At 34.7% G+C, this 18,238-nt stretch carries 13 protein-coding genes; 5 read left to right on the top strand and 8 right to left on the bottom strand.

All coding sequences use genetic code 11. From position 1 onward, the window contains the following. Positions 1-3: 3 nt before the first annotated feature. The 7 genes from HM987_RS17890 to HM987_RS17860 all read right to left on the bottom strand — a co-directional run bounded on the left by HM987_RS17890 (position 4) and on the right by HM987_RS17860 (position 9,405). Entirely contained in the window at positions 4-1,362 is a 1,359-nt protein-coding gene (locus tag HM987_RS17890) for an Ig-like domain-containing protein (protein ID WP_229724509.1), read from the bottom strand. Positions 1,363-1,525: 163 nt separating this feature from the next. After that, positions 1,526-3,598: an HAD family hydrolase gene (locus HM987_RS17885; RefSeq protein WP_179009370.1), complete on the bottom strand. Its 2,073-nt coding sequence runs from the start codon at positions 3,596-3,598 to the stop codon at positions 1,526-1,528. 27 nt (positions 3,599-3,625) lie between these two features. Next, positions 3,626-5,791, bottom strand: coding sequence for a prolyl oligopeptidase family serine peptidase (locus HM987_RS17880; RefSeq protein WP_179009369.1), 2,166 nt, complete (start codon positions 5,789-5,791; stop codon positions 3,626-3,628). Between the two features lie 197 nt (positions 5,792-5,988). Further along, on the bottom strand, positions 5,989-6,978 hold the full coding sequence (locus tag HM987_RS17875) for an aspartate-semialdehyde dehydrogenase (RefSeq protein WP_179009368.1): 990 nt from the start codon (positions 6,976-6,978) through the stop codon (positions 5,989-5,991). Between the two features lie 190 nt (positions 6,979-7,168). Further along, positions 7,169-7,576 (bottom strand): large-conductance mechanosensitive channel protein MscL, encoded by a 408-nt coding sequence (gene mscL, locus HM987_RS17870; RefSeq protein WP_179009367.1) that lies wholly within the window; start codon positions 7,574-7,576, stop codon positions 7,169-7,171. Positions 7,577-7,646: 70 nt separating this feature from the next. Continuing rightward, positions 7,647-8,765, bottom strand: a complete 1,119-nt coding sequence (gene alr, locus HM987_RS17865) for an alanine racemase (RefSeq protein ID WP_179009366.1) — start codon at positions 8,763-8,765, stop codon at positions 7,647-7,649. Continuing rightward, positions 8,758-9,405 (bottom strand): thymidine kinase, encoded by a 648-nt coding sequence (locus HM987_RS17860; RefSeq protein WP_179009365.1) that lies wholly within the window; start codon positions 9,403-9,405, stop codon positions 8,758-8,760. Before HM987_RS17860 ends, alr begins: the two co-directional genes overlap by 8 nt. 102 nt (positions 9,406-9,507) lie before the next feature. Between HM987_RS17860 and HM987_RS17855 the strand changes: the two genes are divergently transcribed. Next, positions 9,508-10,263, top strand: coding sequence for a hypothetical protein (locus HM987_RS17855; RefSeq protein ID WP_179009364.1), 756 nt, complete (start codon positions 9,508-9,510; stop codon positions 10,261-10,263). A gap of 113 nt (positions 10,264-10,376) precedes the next feature. After that, entirely contained in the window at positions 10,377-11,054 is a 678-nt protein-coding gene (locus HM987_RS17850; RefSeq protein WP_179009363.1) for a hypothetical protein, read from the top strand. 17 nt (positions 11,055-11,071) lie between these two features. On the opposite strand, the gene HM987_RS17845 is transcribed toward HM987_RS17850, so the two are convergent. Further along, positions 11,072-14,458, bottom strand: a complete 3,387-nt coding sequence (locus tag HM987_RS17845; RefSeq protein WP_179009362.1) for a DUF7933 domain-containing protein — start codon at positions 14,456-14,458, stop codon at positions 11,072-11,074. A gap of 267 nt (positions 14,459-14,725) precedes the next feature. Between HM987_RS17845 and rsmI the strand changes: the two genes are divergently transcribed. The 3 genes from rsmI to HM987_RS17830 all read left to right on the top strand — a co-directional run bounded on the left by rsmI (position 14,726) and on the right by HM987_RS17830 (position 18,236). Further along, positions 14,726-15,397, top strand: coding sequence for a 16S rRNA (cytidine(1402)-2'-O)-methyltransferase (gene rsmI / locus HM987_RS17840; protein WP_179009361.1), 672 nt, complete (start codon positions 14,726-14,728; stop codon positions 15,395-15,397). A gap of 75 nt (positions 15,398-15,472) precedes the next feature. Next, on the top strand, positions 15,473-16,828 hold the full coding sequence (locus tag HM987_RS17835) for a dihydrolipoyl dehydrogenase family protein (protein ID WP_179009360.1): 1,356 nt from the start codon (positions 15,473-15,475) through the stop codon (positions 16,826-16,828). A 202-nt stretch (positions 16,829-17,030) separates the two neighbouring features. Then, positions 17,031-18,236 carry an ATP-binding protein gene (locus HM987_RS17830; protein WP_179009359.1) on the top strand — a complete coding sequence of 402 codons (1,206 nt, stop codon included), beginning with the start codon at positions 17,031-17,033 and terminating at the stop codon, positions 18,234-18,236. Positions 18,237-18,238: the final 2 nt, after the last annotated feature.

Here is an 18,238-nt window from a genome sequence, read left to right as displayed (position 1 = left end):
TTTTTAGTTGCAATCTGTGTTTAAAGAGTCTATCCATTCTTCTATAAGGTCAACTCCTTCATTATGTCTTAAGCTTCTTCCAAGAAGTGGCATTCTGGTTGAGGGTTCTAAGGAACTGAGTCTAAAATGCAAAACTGAGTTTCGTGCGTCTCCTGGTTCAATAATATGACCAAGGTCTTCTCCAAGATCTGTGTCTGCATCTACACATACACCCATATTTACATATTCTTCACTATCGTTATATCCAAATCGCATAGGTCTATAAGAACAATGCGTTTCTTCAGAATGGCAATGTGCACAATTAATTTCTAGATAAGCTCTAACTCTTGATTCTAAAGGCTCGGAAATATCGTTATAATTTGGTAAGCGCGAAATGGTTTCTGGCATTGAATTGTCAAGATAGCCCAAAGACACTAATTTATCAAGTTGATTTTCAAAGCCATCTTCATAGTCATATTCAAGGTTTAAGTTCCTTGGTTTTGGCCCAATGGGCTCTGGTGTTTCCAATATTTTGTGACAGGTAAAGCACTTTGCTTCGGAAGGAATTCTATATTGTACGGTGTTTACTTCGCCATTCTCCAGCCATTGCAAATCTACAAAACTACCATTGAGATCTAGGTTGGCTTCATCTTGCGCATCGTTCCAAACGTAATTGGCAAATACCCAACCTTCGTTTTTTCTGATCATTAAGCGGGTTTCAATTAGCTGTGTTTCATCATTTGGAAGCACATGGTTATAATAAAAGTTTTTTATTAAAACGGCACCAATAGGAAAATCCAAAGAAACATCATCGTTAATATAAGATGCCTTAGTGTTATTGGGCATCCATACAAATCGTTTTTTTTTGGCATAATCCGAAAATAAAGCGGAGTTTAAAGTATATGGAACTACTCCAAAGTTTGGGTTTAATTCCTTGAGGCTTCCTTCAAAAAAGTTGTATTCTGAAAGCGTTTGATACGGAACGTTTTCTAAGTTGAAGGCAACTGTTGATTCTGAAACGATGGTTATTGATATACGTTCAGTTCTACAATCTCCTGAAGTTGTACAGATTGTATATTCAAAATCATCTACACCAATTTCATTTGCGTTCGCTGTATATTTTATGCTATCATCACTTATGTCATTAGGAGTGCTATTTTCTAAAATAATAGCATTTCCTCTTAATGCGCTGGTTAGGGTTAAGTTTCCGTTTGAAGGAATATTAGAATCATTTAAAAATATAAAAATTTCAGTTTCTGAATTCTGTACAATCGAAATACTATCCGGATTAGTTTCAAGTGGTAATGGGTTTATACCATCATCCTTACCGCAAGAACATAGGAGCAAAACAAGATATAAAAAAAGAATGTAATTTTTTTTCATCTGCAATGTTATACGTAGAAACGATTTAATAGCGATATTCTGAATTTTAACCAGTATTCACTTATAAGACAATTAAGTGAGCAAAAGCCCTACTTTAAATGACCAATAAGTTCTAAATTTAATTTTTTTTATTACCAATTAAGGGTTTTATCTTAAAATATAACTATTTGTTAAAGATGTTATACTTCAACAAGAAATAACGATGTAAAACCTTAAATCTGATCAACTTATTAATTCCAAAATAAAGATAAATAAGAGACATCGGTGTAAAAAATGCAATGATCTTATTTTTCTTATAAAGCATTGGCTCTAGTTTAACTAAGTATCTAAAGAACTTTTCGGGAGTTAGTAAAAACTGAATGCCCATTTTTATCGGATTTTCAATTTTTGGTGGTTCATAGGTTATTCCAACCTGGTTATCACCAACATTTTGATAAAATCCATGGCTTAGCGTATCTAAAAATTTGAGTTTTCTTGAACCTTGAAACATTCCTGATTTTAGGGCTGTTTTAGAAATAGCGTCTTGCATTGTTTCTTCACTATAACATACAGGCTCAAGACTTTTCAACAATGATTTATGGAAACCAAACATTTGTTCTTGATGCGCCTTTATATGGTTGTCATATAACCATTTTTCTTCAGGCTTATGAAATTCTATTACGTAACCATCCGCATCTTCACTATAATCAAAAGCACTACCGTGGTCTGCACCAGAAAATTGTTCGTATAGTTGTTGGTTGGCCATTAATATATGATCGTAATAATCTGTATAAGGCATTATGGAAGAAACGAGTCCGTAACGTTTGGTGTTGGGTTGTATATTATAAATATTTCCCAGACCTAAATAATAACCCGTAACAGGAATTTTATGATCAAAGAATTCATAAATGGCCTCTTGCATTGTGCCTCCCCATCCAATATCTACAAGGCTAATACCATCTTCTTCGATATTTACATTAAAAGAAGCGACATAAGCTTTAAAAGCTTGGTTACTCGATTTTCTGTGGGTATCATAATAATCCCGTAAGGCCTTATTTTGTTTTAGTTTTTCAAAAATTGATGTTTTAAAGAAATCTTCTATTTTAGTATGGGCTTCAACCTTAAGTTCTGCAATGATTTGGCTTCTTAATTCATCGGAACAATTAAGTGCGATTAAAAAATCATCTACAGCGAGATTTTTATACTTTAAATTTAGAAATGTGAACGGTTCTTCTTCAATAGGTTTCAAAGACATCTGAAGTGCTGCATGCCGTGATATCTTTAAATAATGGGTGTTTATTCTCCAGCTTTCATCAATAAGTGTGAATTCTTGATAAGAATCGAATAATCTTTTTAAATATTGACCTTCACGAGACAAGAAGAATAAATCTTTAATGTTCTTTCTTCTAGCAGTTTCATACATACGCTCCACAAACGTATGATATGGAATAATAAATTCGGTATAGGGAAAAGAAGCTTCTTTTTTACAGGTTTTGTAAACCTTATTAATAATTTGTTTTACACGCTTTTTATCATTTCCGAAATTATTCCTTTTATTCTTTTTGAGGTATTTTTTATGTGGTAAATGGTATGCACTGAGACCGTTTTTTATAGCATTGTTGTAATCGCTTCTTAGATTATCACCAATCATCATGGCCTCTTTTGGGTCAATTGACAATTCTGAAATAATAGGACCATAAACTTCACCACTATGCTTGCTTTTTTCTAGTTCTGCAGAACTGTAAATACCGTCAAACAAATCCAAGATCCCATGATGCGACAATAATCTTTCAAAAAGTGTTCTAGATCCATAAAAATCTGAAATCAAATACACTTTTCCACCATTGGCTTTAAAATACTTCAAAGTATCCAATACATCCTGGTTTAAATATTGAACACTCGATTCTGCCCTTGCATCAACAGCTTCAAAAAGGGTCATAAAATCTGGCTTGCTTTCAATAGAAATAATATCTGCATTAATAAGGCGTTTGCAAATTTCCTTCTTTAAAGTATCATATGGAATTTCATCAGTGGTTTTATTTAACACTTCAACTAGGTATTTACTAGATTCTTGCCTAATGAAATAGAGTTCATCAATTGATATTGCTAAACCCAATTCCCTTATCATTAGCTTAGCCCAAATTCTTTGTACATAATTTGGGTGCACATGTCTGTGCACAATGGTATCGTAATAGTCTGTAAAAAGAAACTTTATGTTCTTTTCCTTTAGCTGTTTGTGTAGTTGGTTAAGTGACAATTACTGAGGTTTGTTTAATAGCTAAAATTAGCCTTTTAATTTTTCTTCGGTCTTTGTTGGTAATACTTCAAATCCCATATTATAAAGTGTAAATCCAAAAATATCAGCGTATTGCTCAATGGTTTTGCTTACAGGTGTGCCTGCGCCATGACCAGCGTCTGTTTCAATTCTTATAAGCGTTGGGTTGTTGCCAGTTTGCTTGCTTTGTAATTCGGCAGCAAATTTAAAACTGTGTGCTGGCACCACTCTATCGTCATGATCTCCTGTAGTCACCATAGTTGCAGGATAGGCTACACCTTCCTTTACGTTATGCACTGGAGAATAACCTTTAAGGTAATTGAACATTTCTTCGCTGTCTTCTGCGGTACCATAATCGTAAGCCCAACCAGCACCAGCCGTAAATGTATGGTAGCGCAGCATATCTAAAACACCAACAGCAGGTAAAGCCACCTTCATTAGTTCTGGGCGTTGTGTCATGGTCGCTCCAACTAATAAACCACCATTAGATCCTCCTCTTATCGCTAAATAATCTGAAGACGTATATTTTTCAGAAATGAGATATTCTGCGGCTGCAATAAAATCATCAAATACATTTTGTTTTTGAAGTTTTGTACCAGCATTATGCCATGCTTTTCCATATTCACCGCCTCCTCTTAGGTTAGGTACGGCATAGATGCCGCCTTGTTCCATCCAAACTGCATTGGCGATGCTGAAACTTGGTGTTAAACTGACATTAAATCCACCATATCCATAAAGAATTGTTGGGTTTTGGCCATTTAGCTTTAAACCTTTTTTATGGGTTATAATCATTGGCACTTTTGTACCATCTTTAGAGTTGTAAAAAACTTGTTTGCTTTCGTAGTCTTCTGGGTTGAAATCAATACTCGGTTTTCTGTATAGTTCTGAAGTGCCTTTGTCTATATCATATTTATAAATACTACCAGGCGTTACATAATTCGTAAAAGAGTAATATAATTCTTTCTCCTCTTTCTTTGCACCAAAACCGCCTGCGCTTCCTACACCAGGTAATTCGACCTCTCTAACTAATTTGCCATCATAATCGTATTGCAATATTTTAGAAACGGCATCAACCATATAATTGGCAAAAAAGTAGCCACCACCAGTCGATGGACTTAAAACGTTTTCAGTTTCTGGAATAAAATCTACCCAGTTTTCAGGACTTGGATTGGAGGCATCAACCGTTACGATTTTCTGGTTTGGTGCATTCAAATTGGTAACCAGAAAAAGTTTTGTTCCCAAGTTTTCTAGAACACCTGTATCGCTATCCGTATGGTTTAAAATTGTTGTAAACTTGCTATTTGGTTTCGTTAAATCTTTAATAAAAAGCTTGTTTCCGGATGTAGATACGCCTGCTGATATCATAAGATATTTATCATCTTCAGAAACTCTACCACCAACATACCTGTGTTTTTCTTCAGGTGTACCTCCAAAAATTAATTGATCATCTGATTGTTTTGTGCCTAATTTGTGATAATAAACTTTATGTTGATCTGTTTTTGCAGAGAGTTCGCTGCCTTTTGGTTTGTCGTAGCTAGAGTAGTAGAAGCCTTCATTTTTGTACCAAGACATGCCACTGAATTTGATGTCCACCAAAGTATCTTCTACGATTTCTTTGGTTTCGGTATTCATAATTAGAATTTTTCTCCAATCACTTCCGCCTTCAGAAATAGCATAAGCTAAGGTTTTACCATCTTTTGAAAAGCTGGTGCCTCCTAAGGAAATTGTGCCATCTTCCCTAAACGTATTGGGATCTAAGAATACTTCTGCCGTACTTGGATCATCTCCAGTTTTGTATCTGTAAATGACATATTGGTTTTGTAAGCCATCATTTTTATAAAAATAGGTGTAATCTCCTTCCTTAAATGGTGAACCGATTTTTTCGTAATTCCAAAGTTTGGTCAGTCGTTCTTTTAATTCTTCTCGATAAGGAATATTTTCCAAATAGCCAAAGGTGACCTCATTTTGGGCCTTGACCCAAGCTTCGGTTTCTTTACTTCGGTCATCTTCTAACCATCGGTAAGGGTCATCTAAAGTCTCACCAAAGAAAGTATCCGTAACGATAACTTTATTGGTTTCTGGATAATCTACAGTAATAGTTTTCAAAGTTTCAGCTTCATTTTTACAGGAAACAAAAATACTCAGTACTAATGCCACAAGAAGTAAATTTTTCATAATTGGTTTTTTTTGAAATAAATATCATTTACTTCAAATATAAGACTTTCGTTATTTGACTAGTATCAATAAACGAAAAACTTAATGGTAAAACAGAAAGGCAATATAAATACTATAAAAACTAACTAAATAATTAATTAGTTGAAATACACAAATTTATCGCTATTTTGAAAAATTTATTTTTGAGCTAAAGGGCTTTATACTAAAGCATTATCGATAAGATATTCAGCTATCTGAACGGTATTGGTAGCAGCACCTTTTCTAAGGTTATCACTAACAACCCACATATTCAACGTGTTTGGTTGTGAACCATCCCGTCTTATACGACCAACAAATACATCATCTTTTCCGTTGGCATACATTGGCATAGGATAGACATTGACCTCTAAATTATCTTGAATAGTGACACCATCTGCTTCATCCAGCAATTGTCTTACTTCAGTGAGGTCAAAATCATTTTCAAATTCTACATTAATCGCTTCGCTATGTCCACCGGCTGTTGGAATTCTCACCGCTGTTGCTGTTACGGCAATAGTACGATCATCTAAGATTTTTTGAGTTTCATTAACCAATTTCATTTCTTCTTTGGTATAACCATTGTCTTCAAAAACATCGCAATGCGGAATGGCATTTTTATGAATTGGATGCGGATATGCCATTTCGCCTTTTTTACCTAAAATCTCATTTTCCATCTGTGCTACAGCTTTTACACCTGTACCAGATACGGATTGATACGTAGAAACAACAATACGTTTAATTTTATATTTTCTATGAAGTGGTGCCAATGCCATTACCATTTGTATGGTTGAACAGTTTGGATTGGCAATAATCTTGTCGCTTTTAGATAGTTGGTTGGCATTAATTTCTGGAACCACCAATTTTTTGGATGCATCCATTCGCCAAGCTGAAGAATTATCGATAACCGTTGTACCGACTTCTGCAAATTTTGGAGCCCATTCTAAAGACGTATTGCCACCAGCAGAGAACAACGCAATATCCGGACGTGCTTCAATGGCACTTGGAATGCTAATGACACTAATGTCTTTTCCTTTGTATTTTATTTTTTTACCAACAGAACGTTCTGAAGCTACTAATAATAATTCATCCATCGGGAAATTACGCTCTTCTAAAACTTTGAGCATCACATTTCCTACCAAACCTGTTGCACCTACAATTGCTACTTTCATAAATCAAAATATTTAAAACAGTCAAAATTATCATTTTTCTTTAAGTAAATCGTTCAATTGAGTTATAAGAATGTGATAAAAAATAAAGGCATCTATTATTAACTTTGCAATGCTTTGCTAACTAAAAAGAAAAACCCAGACCTTTTAAGTCTGGGTTTGGTTAAAAATAGTAGTGTAGCGGTGACGCTAATTATTTCTTATTTTGCAAAGAATCCCTTATTTCTTTTAATAAATCAATTTCAGACGGACCTGCAGGAGCCTCTGGAGCAGGCTCTTCTTTCTTTTTCATTCTATTAACGCCTTTAACAACAAGGAACATCACGAATGCTACAATGATAAAGTCAATAACGTTAGTGAGGAATGTACCATATTCAAGATACACATCACCCACCATTTCACCGGCATCATTTAAACTGCCTTCTTTTAATTGGTATCTTAGAGCTTTAAAGTCAGCTTCGAAAATCATACCAATTAATGGCGATACAATGCCTCCCGTAAACGAGGAAACGACTTCTTTAAAAGCAGCACCCATTACAAAACCTACAGCAATGTCTACAAGGTTACCCTTCATTGCAAATTCTTTGAATTCTTTTAACATAGTGTCAATAATTTATTTTAGTTAGTGAATAGATAGCTAATGTAATTTAAAAAATTGAAAAGTTAAAATTTCAACTTTGAGTTTCATTCAAAAAAATACGTTTAACGCGTTGAGAAACAGCGGTTATGATTTCGTAGGATATGGTTTTTGCAGATTCGGATAGATTACTGGCCCTATAATCGGAATTAAAGATGATAACCTCGTCTCCCTCTTTACAGTCAATATTAGAAACGTTTACCATGATCATGTCCATACAGACATTACCAATTATGGGAGCTTTTTTTCCGTTGATAACTACAAAACCATTGCCTTTACCGTAAATTCGGTTAATGCCATCTGCGTGACCAATTGGTATGGTTGCTGATTTTTCATTCCCAGTGGATGTATAAGCTCTGTTATAGCCTACGGTTTCGTCTTTTTCTATCTCATGAATTTGAGAAATTACAGATTTTAAACTGGCTATGGGTTTAAGGTTGTTATCTTCTTTAGCAGAATTTCCAAAACCATAAAGTCCAATACCACATCTGACCATATCAAAATGAGCTTCGGGATAATTGACTACACCAGATGTATTGCAGAGGTGTAACCAAGGTTTTGTGTCCGATTTTTTTTCAAACATTTCGGCTACCCTATTAAATCTTTCAATTTGAAGCCTGGTGAAATCCAGCTCGTTAGTATCTTCACTAGCCGCTAAATGAGAAAACAGGGATTTTACCTTAACCGATGGCGTATTTTTAAGTTTTGAAATAATAGTATCAATACCGCTCTCTTTAAACCCAAGACGATTTAATCCTGTATTGAATTTGATGTGAATTGGGTAATTCTTTTGAGATTGTGCTTCAGCAGTTTTTATAAATTCATTTAAAATATGGGGACTATAAATACTAGGTTCTAAACAATGATCGATAATAGTTTTAAAATTTAGAGGTTGTGGATGCAACACCATAATCGGAGTCGTAATACCAGCATCCCTTAAAGTGACACCTTCTTTGGCATAAGCCACGGCAAAATAATCGACATTTAATTTTTGAAGATGTTTGGCAATTTCAACTGAGTCACTTCCGTAAGCAAACGCTTTTACTACAGCTAAAAATTTTGTTTGCGGTTGTAATTTCGATTTTAAATAATTGAAATTATGGTTGAGTGCACTCAAATCAATTTCGAGAACAGTTTCTTGGGCTTTAGGCATTCCGTTTTTGGTCTTTAGAATCTATTTCCTCGGCATCATTCACTTTCATCTGTCGTACTTTATCGCGTTGCATACTTTTAAAATAGGCAGCTCTGCTCAAAGGTTCATATTCATCCACTTCGCCAAGTAACACCAAATCTTCGCTCAATGCTTTTCTGTAACTGTATTGTGCTAAATTCCCTGTTTTGGTACAAACCGCATGTACTTTGGTAACGTATTCTGCTGTTGCCATAAGATTTGGCATTGGGCCAAACGGATTGCCTTTAAAATCCATATCCAAACCAGCAATAATAACACGAATCCCTTTGTTGGCCAAATCGTTACAAACACGTACAATCTCATCATCAAAAAATTGGGCTTCGTCAATACCTACCACGTCACATCCATCCGCTAAAATAGGAATATTGGCAGCCGCAGGCACAGGCGTAGAGCGGATTTCATTGGCATCGTGAGACACCACCATATCTTCATCATAGCGGACATCTACCGCTGGTTTAAAAATCTCTACCTTCTGTTTGGCAAATTGCGCGCGCTTAAGTCGTCGGATTAATTCTTCGGTCTTTCCTGAGAACATGGAACCGCAGATGACTTCAATCCACCCAAATTGTTCTTTCTGATTTACTGTATTTTCGAGAAACATTTTGTAATTTTAGCACTAAATGGAAGTTATACCAATTAGCCTTCGTTTTTTTATAAAGGTCTCGCAAATTTATTAAAAATCAAAAGTAAAATTCAGGAAAAGATGAAAAAGAAATTAGAATCAGAATTAGTGAGTATAGCGCATAGAATTCTGAAACTGACAGGAAGAGAAGATGTTGATCAACTGCACGAGGAAGTGTCTCAACTTTACGAAAAATTGACGGTTTTAAAATTTGCCCAAGAAAATTTTGAAGATAAAATGCCAACTATTGGTCACGATTCTTCGTTTTTTGATATGTTGGATACCGCATTCAATAATAAAGTGAGTGATAATATTGAAGTTGAAAATAGAACGTACATTAACTTGGATGAGGTTGAAGATGATGATATTATGGAACCTGTGATGACGAAAATTAAGGATATGTTTGAGCATATGCCTAAAGAAACCAAACCAATTGATCCAGTTTTGGAAAAAGCTCTTTCCAATAAAACGGAATCATCCGAATCTTCTACCGAATTTGAAACAATTACATCGGGCTTTGATTCGATTCCAGAATTTGAACCTATTGAAGCGGCTAAGAAGCGTGAAGCTGAATCTGAAAAAAAATCCCTTAATGATAAACTAAAAGGAAAACGTTTAAATATTGGTCTCAATGATAAATTGGCATTTATAAAACATTTATTTGAAGGTAAAAGCGAAGATTACGATCGTGTCATTTCTCAAATAAACACCACAAATTCTTTAGGAGATGCTAGAAAGCTAATACTTGAAATGGTGAAGCCAGACTATAATAATTGGGAGGGTAAAGAAGCATACGAAGCGCGTTTTATTGAGGTTGTCGAAGGTCGGTTTAGTTGATTTGATTTTCGCAATTCAGATTTACAATTGATACCGGACATTTAATGCGATTTATATATTTTATTCTAGTAAGTTTAATATTCCAGTTATTTATTTTTGGACAGAATGAAGAAGTGAAAATAGATACTATTTATACTTCCGAAGGAAATCTTCATAAAATTATAAATTATAACCCTAATAGTGAATCGGATTATTATGATTTAGCTTTAAAATGTAAAACAAAAGCTGATAGTCTATTAAAAGCGCGTTTTGATTTAGAGTTTTTTAATGAAAAAATAGTATTAGATGTAGCAGATAGTGGCTGGTATACATTTGACAAGAAATCAGTACAACTATTTGAACTTAAGAATAAAAAACCTAAAACTATTGAATTAGTTTATTCGATTTTAGAAAAAAACAGTAATTTATTTAATCTAATTGAGGTTACTATTGAATGTATAGATGAATTAAAAATAGTTGACTCAATTGGGATTCCTGAAACTAAAAATTATAACATAAATATTGATTATAATAAAGCATTAGCTTTAGCAAATAAGAAAGGTTATCGTGAAAATAGGGATTCTGAAAATTATGAAAAATATTCTTCTGACATTGGAACCCTTTCTTTAGAATTTACAAGGGAAAAAACTTATCGATGGGTAATTCATAAAAACATTAAAATGAATTATGGGAAAGAACTTGGGAAATGTTCAACGTTAACAATAAATTCTAAAGCATTATTTATTGATGCTGAATCAGGAAAAACTAAGTCTAAAAAAATAAAAACCTTTAGATCTGTATATTGGTATTAGGTTGCAAAGTTGAAATCTCAATAATTTAAATAAACATACCCAACAAAACCATCATCAAAGCCATTGATTTCAAGCACGTAAAAATAGGTACCAACTGGTAACAACTCGGAACTTTTTAAAAGTCCCATATTAGCAATACCATTCCAAGTATTCAAATAATTCTCGGCTTCATAAATTTGAGTACCATAGCGGTTGTAAATTTTAAGCGTATTTTCAGGATAATCTTCTATACAGGGAATAAAAAACACATCATTTTTCCCATCATCATTTGGCGAAATGCCTTGAGGAATCATTAAACAATTTGAAATTTCTACAGTTGCATCATCTTCATTATTCGTAAGATTTCTATCGGGTTCATTGACGCTGTTCAACATAGCCACATTGGTTAAATCGTTTGATGAAATGACTTTTGCTGTTAAGATTAAGGTTTCCGATATGTTCGAATCAATGTTTGGAATATTCCAAATAAAAGTTGAATCATCAAATACACCGAAACTTGCGGTCGCAGAAATAAATTCATAGCCTTGAGGTAATGCATCTATAACTTCAACTAACGTTGCGGTTGTGGTTCCTAAGTTGGTAGCGGTAATGGTAAAATCTACATGTTGGCCAAAATTAGCTTCCGATGGTATTACGGTTTTGGCGATTTCAATATCTACATTTGACGTATCGATTGTAACATTTAGCGTGGCACTTGTCTGAGACGTATCTACATTGTTATTATTCGAGAAATTCTGAAAATTATTAAGATAAGTTCCTACGGTTTCAGAAGTAACCATTCCTGAAAACGTACAACTCGCTACGCCTTCAGGAAACACCAAATTTTCAATTCCAACAAAGGTGTCATCAACAGTTCCTATAAAAGTGGCCATACAGCCATTAGCTTCTACCCAATTTGGAATTCCTGAAAGCGTCAATCCACTCGGTAAATTATCGATAAATGAAATATTACTTTGACCAGGGTTGGATGCCATATTAAAAACCGTAAACATTAATTCACTCTGACCGCTTTCAATAATAGTATCTGGTAAAAATGATTTTTGTAACGTAGGCGCCAAGACCTGAACACTATTAATAGAACTATTGGAATCGGGTGTTAATTCTTCGTTGTTTGTCGCATCAAGAATCGCTTCCGCAATATTATTAAACGCACCTCCAAAACTTGGAGCAGAAACAGGAATGCTTACCCTAACGGTAGAACCCGCTGCCATCGTCGGAATGGTTCCTGTTATAAAATTTCCAGCCGTGTTAAAATTTGTAATGCAAGTTGCAGTTCCCGAAGTAACGGTACACATTGGATTTCCAACTATTGTAAAGACAGGATTAAGACTATCTTCAAAAACAACATCTATAGCATCAGAACTTGTGGTACTATTACTAATATCTACAATCCAATTAAAGGTTTGGTTGGTATTGACTTGCGAGAATTCAGGATACGTTTGCACCACCAAATCCAAACATGGCGCAAAATAAGTCTTTACTGAACTACTATTATTTAAGGGATTGCTGTCTATTAAATCCCCTCCATAATCTACACGTACCGTATTGGAGCCAAACATTGGTTCTGTTGAACACTCTGGCGTCCAATCTATGGTAACGCTAAAACTTACGGAACTATTTGCTGGTAATTCCCAGTTTTCTTCAGCTGTAATTTCCCAAAAGGTATCAAATTCCCCATCTTCTGTAATACCGTCTAATGCGATGCCAATATTGGCATTTTCTATAGGGAAACAAGATGCAGTTCCTGTGGTTTCAATACATTCTACCTCTAGTAGAACAGCAGATATAGAAGGGTCGTTTATTCCTGGAACAGGCATATAATCCTGTAACTCAATAATGGCATTCTCATTTCCAATATTAGTGACTGTAATCTCATAAGACACCAAGCCCCAAGCGGCCGTGTTTTCCTCAGAATTTCCAAGAGGCAACTCTGGATTTGTTTGCGTTTTGCTGACTTGTAAATCTATGGCTTCACAAGGCTCTACCGCTGGAAGTGTTAATTGATTGGTAAAAATATTATTGTCGGGATCAGTATCAACAATCTGGCTGTTTAAAAGGTTAGTTGCACTCCTAATCCCTGCTACAATATTATTATTGTTTAGACCACATTCGGGTTCTAAATAACTTAAAACGGTTTCAACAGTTATTGTAGTGTTGGCTTGTAACATAAAATCACTGCTTAGCCAGATTTGACCATTGTCTGTTAACGTAAAATCGTTACAAGTCACGGAACCTGTTGTTCCTAAACAATTGAGAGCACTGATATTCCAAGTTAAGATAGATAAATTCTGAAAAAAGAAGCGCATTGGTGCTGCAGAAGGGCCGTTGTTACATACAGTGGTAACCAAAGTAATATCTTGTCCATAATCTAAACTTACAGTAGGGTTAGGATTGGTCTGTATGGTTTCGATACAAATATCGGTTTCTTCGCAAAGTTCGGCCAAAAGTAAGTCTGTAGTGACACTATTAGAACTTACAATAATGGTTTCAGCAGTATTCAACTCAATTTCAATGTAACTATCAGCGGCAATGGGCATGGGATCTGGCGAACAAGAAAAATTGGTGTAGCTGTAAACCACTTGGAAAGTGATGCTTCCTCCCGCAGTTATTTCAAGGGCGTTACCAAAAAGGAATAAGGTGCTTTCCGTTTGAATGGGAGACGAATTCCCTGTAAAACCAGTTAAATCAGGGCAAAGTGTTCCATTTGTGGAGGTCAAACATTCTAGTGACACAAATTGTGCCAACGGTTGTCCATTTTGAAAAGGGGAACTTAAGCTTAATAAGCCTTCAACACTCGAAACAGGAAAATCGATAGCACTATTATTGGTAATGGTAAATTGATAAGTTACGGAATCTCCCCAAGCCGAAATTGCTGTGCCTTCTAAAGGTTGAATTTGTGTATGTGTTATTGAAAAATCAAGTTCAACATCCAATACATCAATAGATATAATGGCTTGATTATTACTGGTATTGGTGTCTTGAATATTCGATGGTGTATTAACCGTACCGTTCGCCGTGATTCCTCCTAGATTAGTTGGAGCTGTTACCAAGACTAGCAATTCTACACTAGAGTTGTTAGGCATCGTTGCGATCGAAGCCGTCAAAACATTGCTAGTAACGGTAATATTAGAAATATCAGAAGCTCCAGCATTATTATTTTGTGAATTATAGGAATTAATTGTTAAATCAGAATCAAAATTTATGGATATAGTTGCGTTATCAACGGAATTTCCAGAGTTTAAAACCGTAACCACATATTGAAAATCTTCGTAAATATCCACTTGGGAAATGGCAGTTCCGCTTAAGTTTTGTGCTTCAACAGCAATAGACAAATCTGTAGTCTGACTATGGACTTGGGCACACAATAGAAATAAAACCAATAGGCGTATTTGTTTTCCAATCATAAAATAATAGGTTTGACTAGTGCAAGGATAAATTAAGTTTACACAACAATATAACAGTTGAGTTAATAATTTTCCTACTTAAAAACTCTACCTTATAATACAGATGCTAAATATTACAAAGGGTTGCGTTGAAATTTTGACTTCAATTAGAAGAAACATTGTAAATTTGAAAAGAAACAGCCAATTGCAATTTTCCTTTATTATTTTATACTAAATATGCTGAAGTCAAATTTTTAAAATGAATTCCCGCTTTCTCGGGAAATAAATATGAGTAAACTATATATCGTCCCAACACCAATTGGAAACCTAAAAGACATCACTTTTAGAGCTATCGATGTTTTAAAAGAGGTGGATTTAATTTTGGCAGAGGACACGAGAACTTCCGGAAAACTGTTGAAGCATTATGAAATCACTACGCAAATGCAAAGCCATCACATGCACAATGAGCATAAAACAGTCAATGGCTTAATAGAAAAATTAAAATCAGGATTAACAATTGCGGTAATCAGTGATGCAGGAACACCCGCCATTTCAGATCCAGGGTTTTTATTGGTAAGAGCATGCGTAGAAAACCATATTGAAGTCGATTGCTTACCTGGAGCAACAGCTTTTGTGCCAGCATTGGTCAATAGTGGTTTGCCCAATGATAAGTTCGTGTTCGAAGGCTTTTTACCTGTAAAAAAAGGAAGACAAACGCGATTGTTATTACTTGCCGAAGAAACCAGAACCATTATTTTTTATGAAAGCCCACATAAATTAGCAAAAACCTTAGGCCATTTTTGCGAGTATTTTGGAGAGGACAGACCTGTTTCTGTATCAAGGGAAATAACCAAACTTTACGAAGAAACCATTAGAGGCACGGCCAAAGCTGTTTTTGAACATTACACCAATAAACCACCAAAAGGAGAAATCGTTATTGTGGTTGCTGGAAAAAAGTAAATGGGTTAACCTTTTCGCCCAGAGCATCATTCTTTATCAATAAGAAGTCATAATTTACTGGTTCAAATTAAGATTATGGAAACCAAACATTATAATGTCTTTGTAATTGGTAGCGGAATTGCAGGTCAGACGGCAGCAAAAGCTTGTTTAGAAGCAGGCTTGTCAGTTGCCATTTCAGATAAAAGAGAATTTGGAGGGACTTGCTCAACTAGAGGTTGTGACCCTAAAAAAGTACTTATACAGTTTGCAGACTTGGTGCAAAACGCAAAGCAGCTTAAAAATTTAGGGATTAAAAAAACACCAAAAGTTAAATGGAAAACGGTCCAAAAATTTAAAAAGTCATTTACCAAACCTGTACCAGTAAATACCGAGAAAACTTTAAAGGATTTAGGCATATACCATCAGTCGCCAAAATTCAAAAATGAAAATGAATTGGTGGTTGAGGGCAAGACCATATCTGCAGATACATTTGTGATTGCCACAGGTTATGTAGCAAGAGATTTAGAGTTTAAAGGTGCAGATGTGTTGAAAACAAGCGATACGATTTTAAAATTGAAAAAAATTCCGAAATCGGCCGTATTCATAGGTTCTGGTTATGTTGGTATGGAGTTTTGCTACATGCTTTCCACATTGGGCTGTAAAGTCACTATGGTTGAAGTAGGCGAAAGGGCACTCGCGCCATTTGATGCTTTTTTAGTTGAAAAACTAACCGAAGTTTTAGAAAAAAATGGTGTAAAATTTATATTCAATGCAACACCTACAAAAGTTGAAAAGCGAAAGAAAAACAAGAAATTAACCTACGAAAAAGACGGTAAAACAAAAACCGTTAAAGCCCGAAAAATATTTAATACAGCTGGTAGAGTTCCAGCTATTGACAAGCTAGATTTAGAAAATGCCAATATAAAGGCTGATGAAACAGGCATTTTGGTCAACGATTTTATGCAAAGCGTGAGTCATGAAAATGTGTATGCGTGTGGCGACGTATCTAGTAAATCGTTGCCATTAACACCCCTTTCTGGATTGCAAGGTTATATTGCAGGACATAACATCGTTAACGGTAACAAAAAGGAGTTTCAGGATCCCTTGGTGCCATCCGTAGTATTCACAAAACCGCAATTGGCAAGTGTGGGCTATTCTGAAGAAGAAGCCAAAAGCAGATACAAAAATGTAGTCGTTTATAAAGGTGATGCTTCAGAATGGTACAATGCCAAAAAGGAAAACGCCGAAGCTTATGCCTATAAAATTTTAGTGAATGAGCGTACTAAAAAAATAGTCGGCGCTCATTTGTTGAGTTCACAGGCGAATGAAACCATAAACATTTTTGCAACCGCCATAAATAATGATATGACCGTTGATGACTTTAAAAAAATGATTTTCACTTATCCATCTTATGCCAATGATTTAAAGAGTATGTTGAAGGATGAGGATTAGATTGTGTTATATTTTTTGATTATCCGCAAAATATCCCAAATCCATAAGTTGTTTTCCAGCTGATTTCGCAGATAGACGCTGATGTTTTTGTCTTTTGTCGAATATTGGACACATAAATTGTTTTTAATTAAAACAATATTAAATTAAAAACGTTTTTTTAAAAAACAATAATTAATTAATTTTGTTTTATAAATAAACAATTATGGAAGATATTGTAGCCCTTCAAGAACAATTATTGAAAAATGTTTCTGATAAAAAACGCTATTTATTAGACGAGATAGATTGGTCCAATCGTTTAATTGGCATCAAAGGCGCAAGAGGTTCCGGGAAAACCACACTTTTACTTCAACAAATAAAATACAGACTAAATAAATCCAGTCCAGAAGCAGAACCTTTGTATGTTTCATTAGACAATTTTTATTTTTTAGAAAATACTTTGGTTTCCTTAGCACAAGATTTTGTGCTACAAGGAGGCACACACTTGTTTTTAGATGAAGTTCATAAATATCCCAATTGGTCTAGGGAATTAAAATTGATATACGACCAATTCCCAAAGTTAAAAACCGTATTCACGTCCTCTTCAATATTAGAAATTTATAAAGGCGAGTCCGATTTAAGCCGAAGAGCAGTAAGTTATAATTTAAAAGAATTGTCCTTTCGGGAGTTTTTACATTTTGAAACTAATAGAGATATTCCAAAAATTTCACTTGACGATTTATTGACAAATCACAAAGAAATTGCCAGAAACATAGTAAATCACGAAGTTGAATCTATAATTAAACACTTTAAAAACTATTTAAAACACGGATCTTATCCGTATTATATAGAAAATAAAGAAAGTTATATTCAAAAGTTAAATCAAACGATAGCATTAATCTTGGAAATTGATTTGAATGCGGTTGAAAACATAACCTACCAAGATAGCCGCAAGATAAAAAAGTTGTTGGTTGCCATTGCCCAAAGTGCACCGTTTACACCTAACGTTTCTAAATTAAGTGAGCGTTTGGGCGTACAACGTGCTTTTTTAATTAATGCGCTTCGACTTTTGGATCGTGCAGATTTAATCATGGAACTTTACAAACCGACCACAGGAATAGGCGCATTTACAAAACCAGAAAAATTATATTTAAACAATCCAAATTTGGTGTATGCCTTAGGAAAGAATAATGCAGAAATAGGCACATTGAGAGAAACCTTTTTTGCCAACCAAATGAAGCACCTACACGAGATACATTTGGCAGAAAAAGGCGATTTTACAATAGATAGAAAATATACTTTTGAAATCGGTGGAAAGAACAAAAAAACAAAACAGATTCAAGGCGTACCAAATGGTTTTGTGGTCAGGGACGATATGGAAGTGGGAAGTTTGAACATTATTCCGTTGTATTTATTTGGGTTTTTATATTAAAG

The sequence above is a fragment of the Winogradskyella forsetii genome (assembly GCF_013394595.1).
In the GTDB taxonomy this organism is placed as follows: Bacteria; Bacteroidota; Bacteroidia; order Flavobacteriales; family Flavobacteriaceae; genus Winogradskyella; species Winogradskyella forsetii.
Note: the sequence above shows the minus strand (reverse complement) of the source record. Positions and strands in the feature narration are given on the sequence as shown.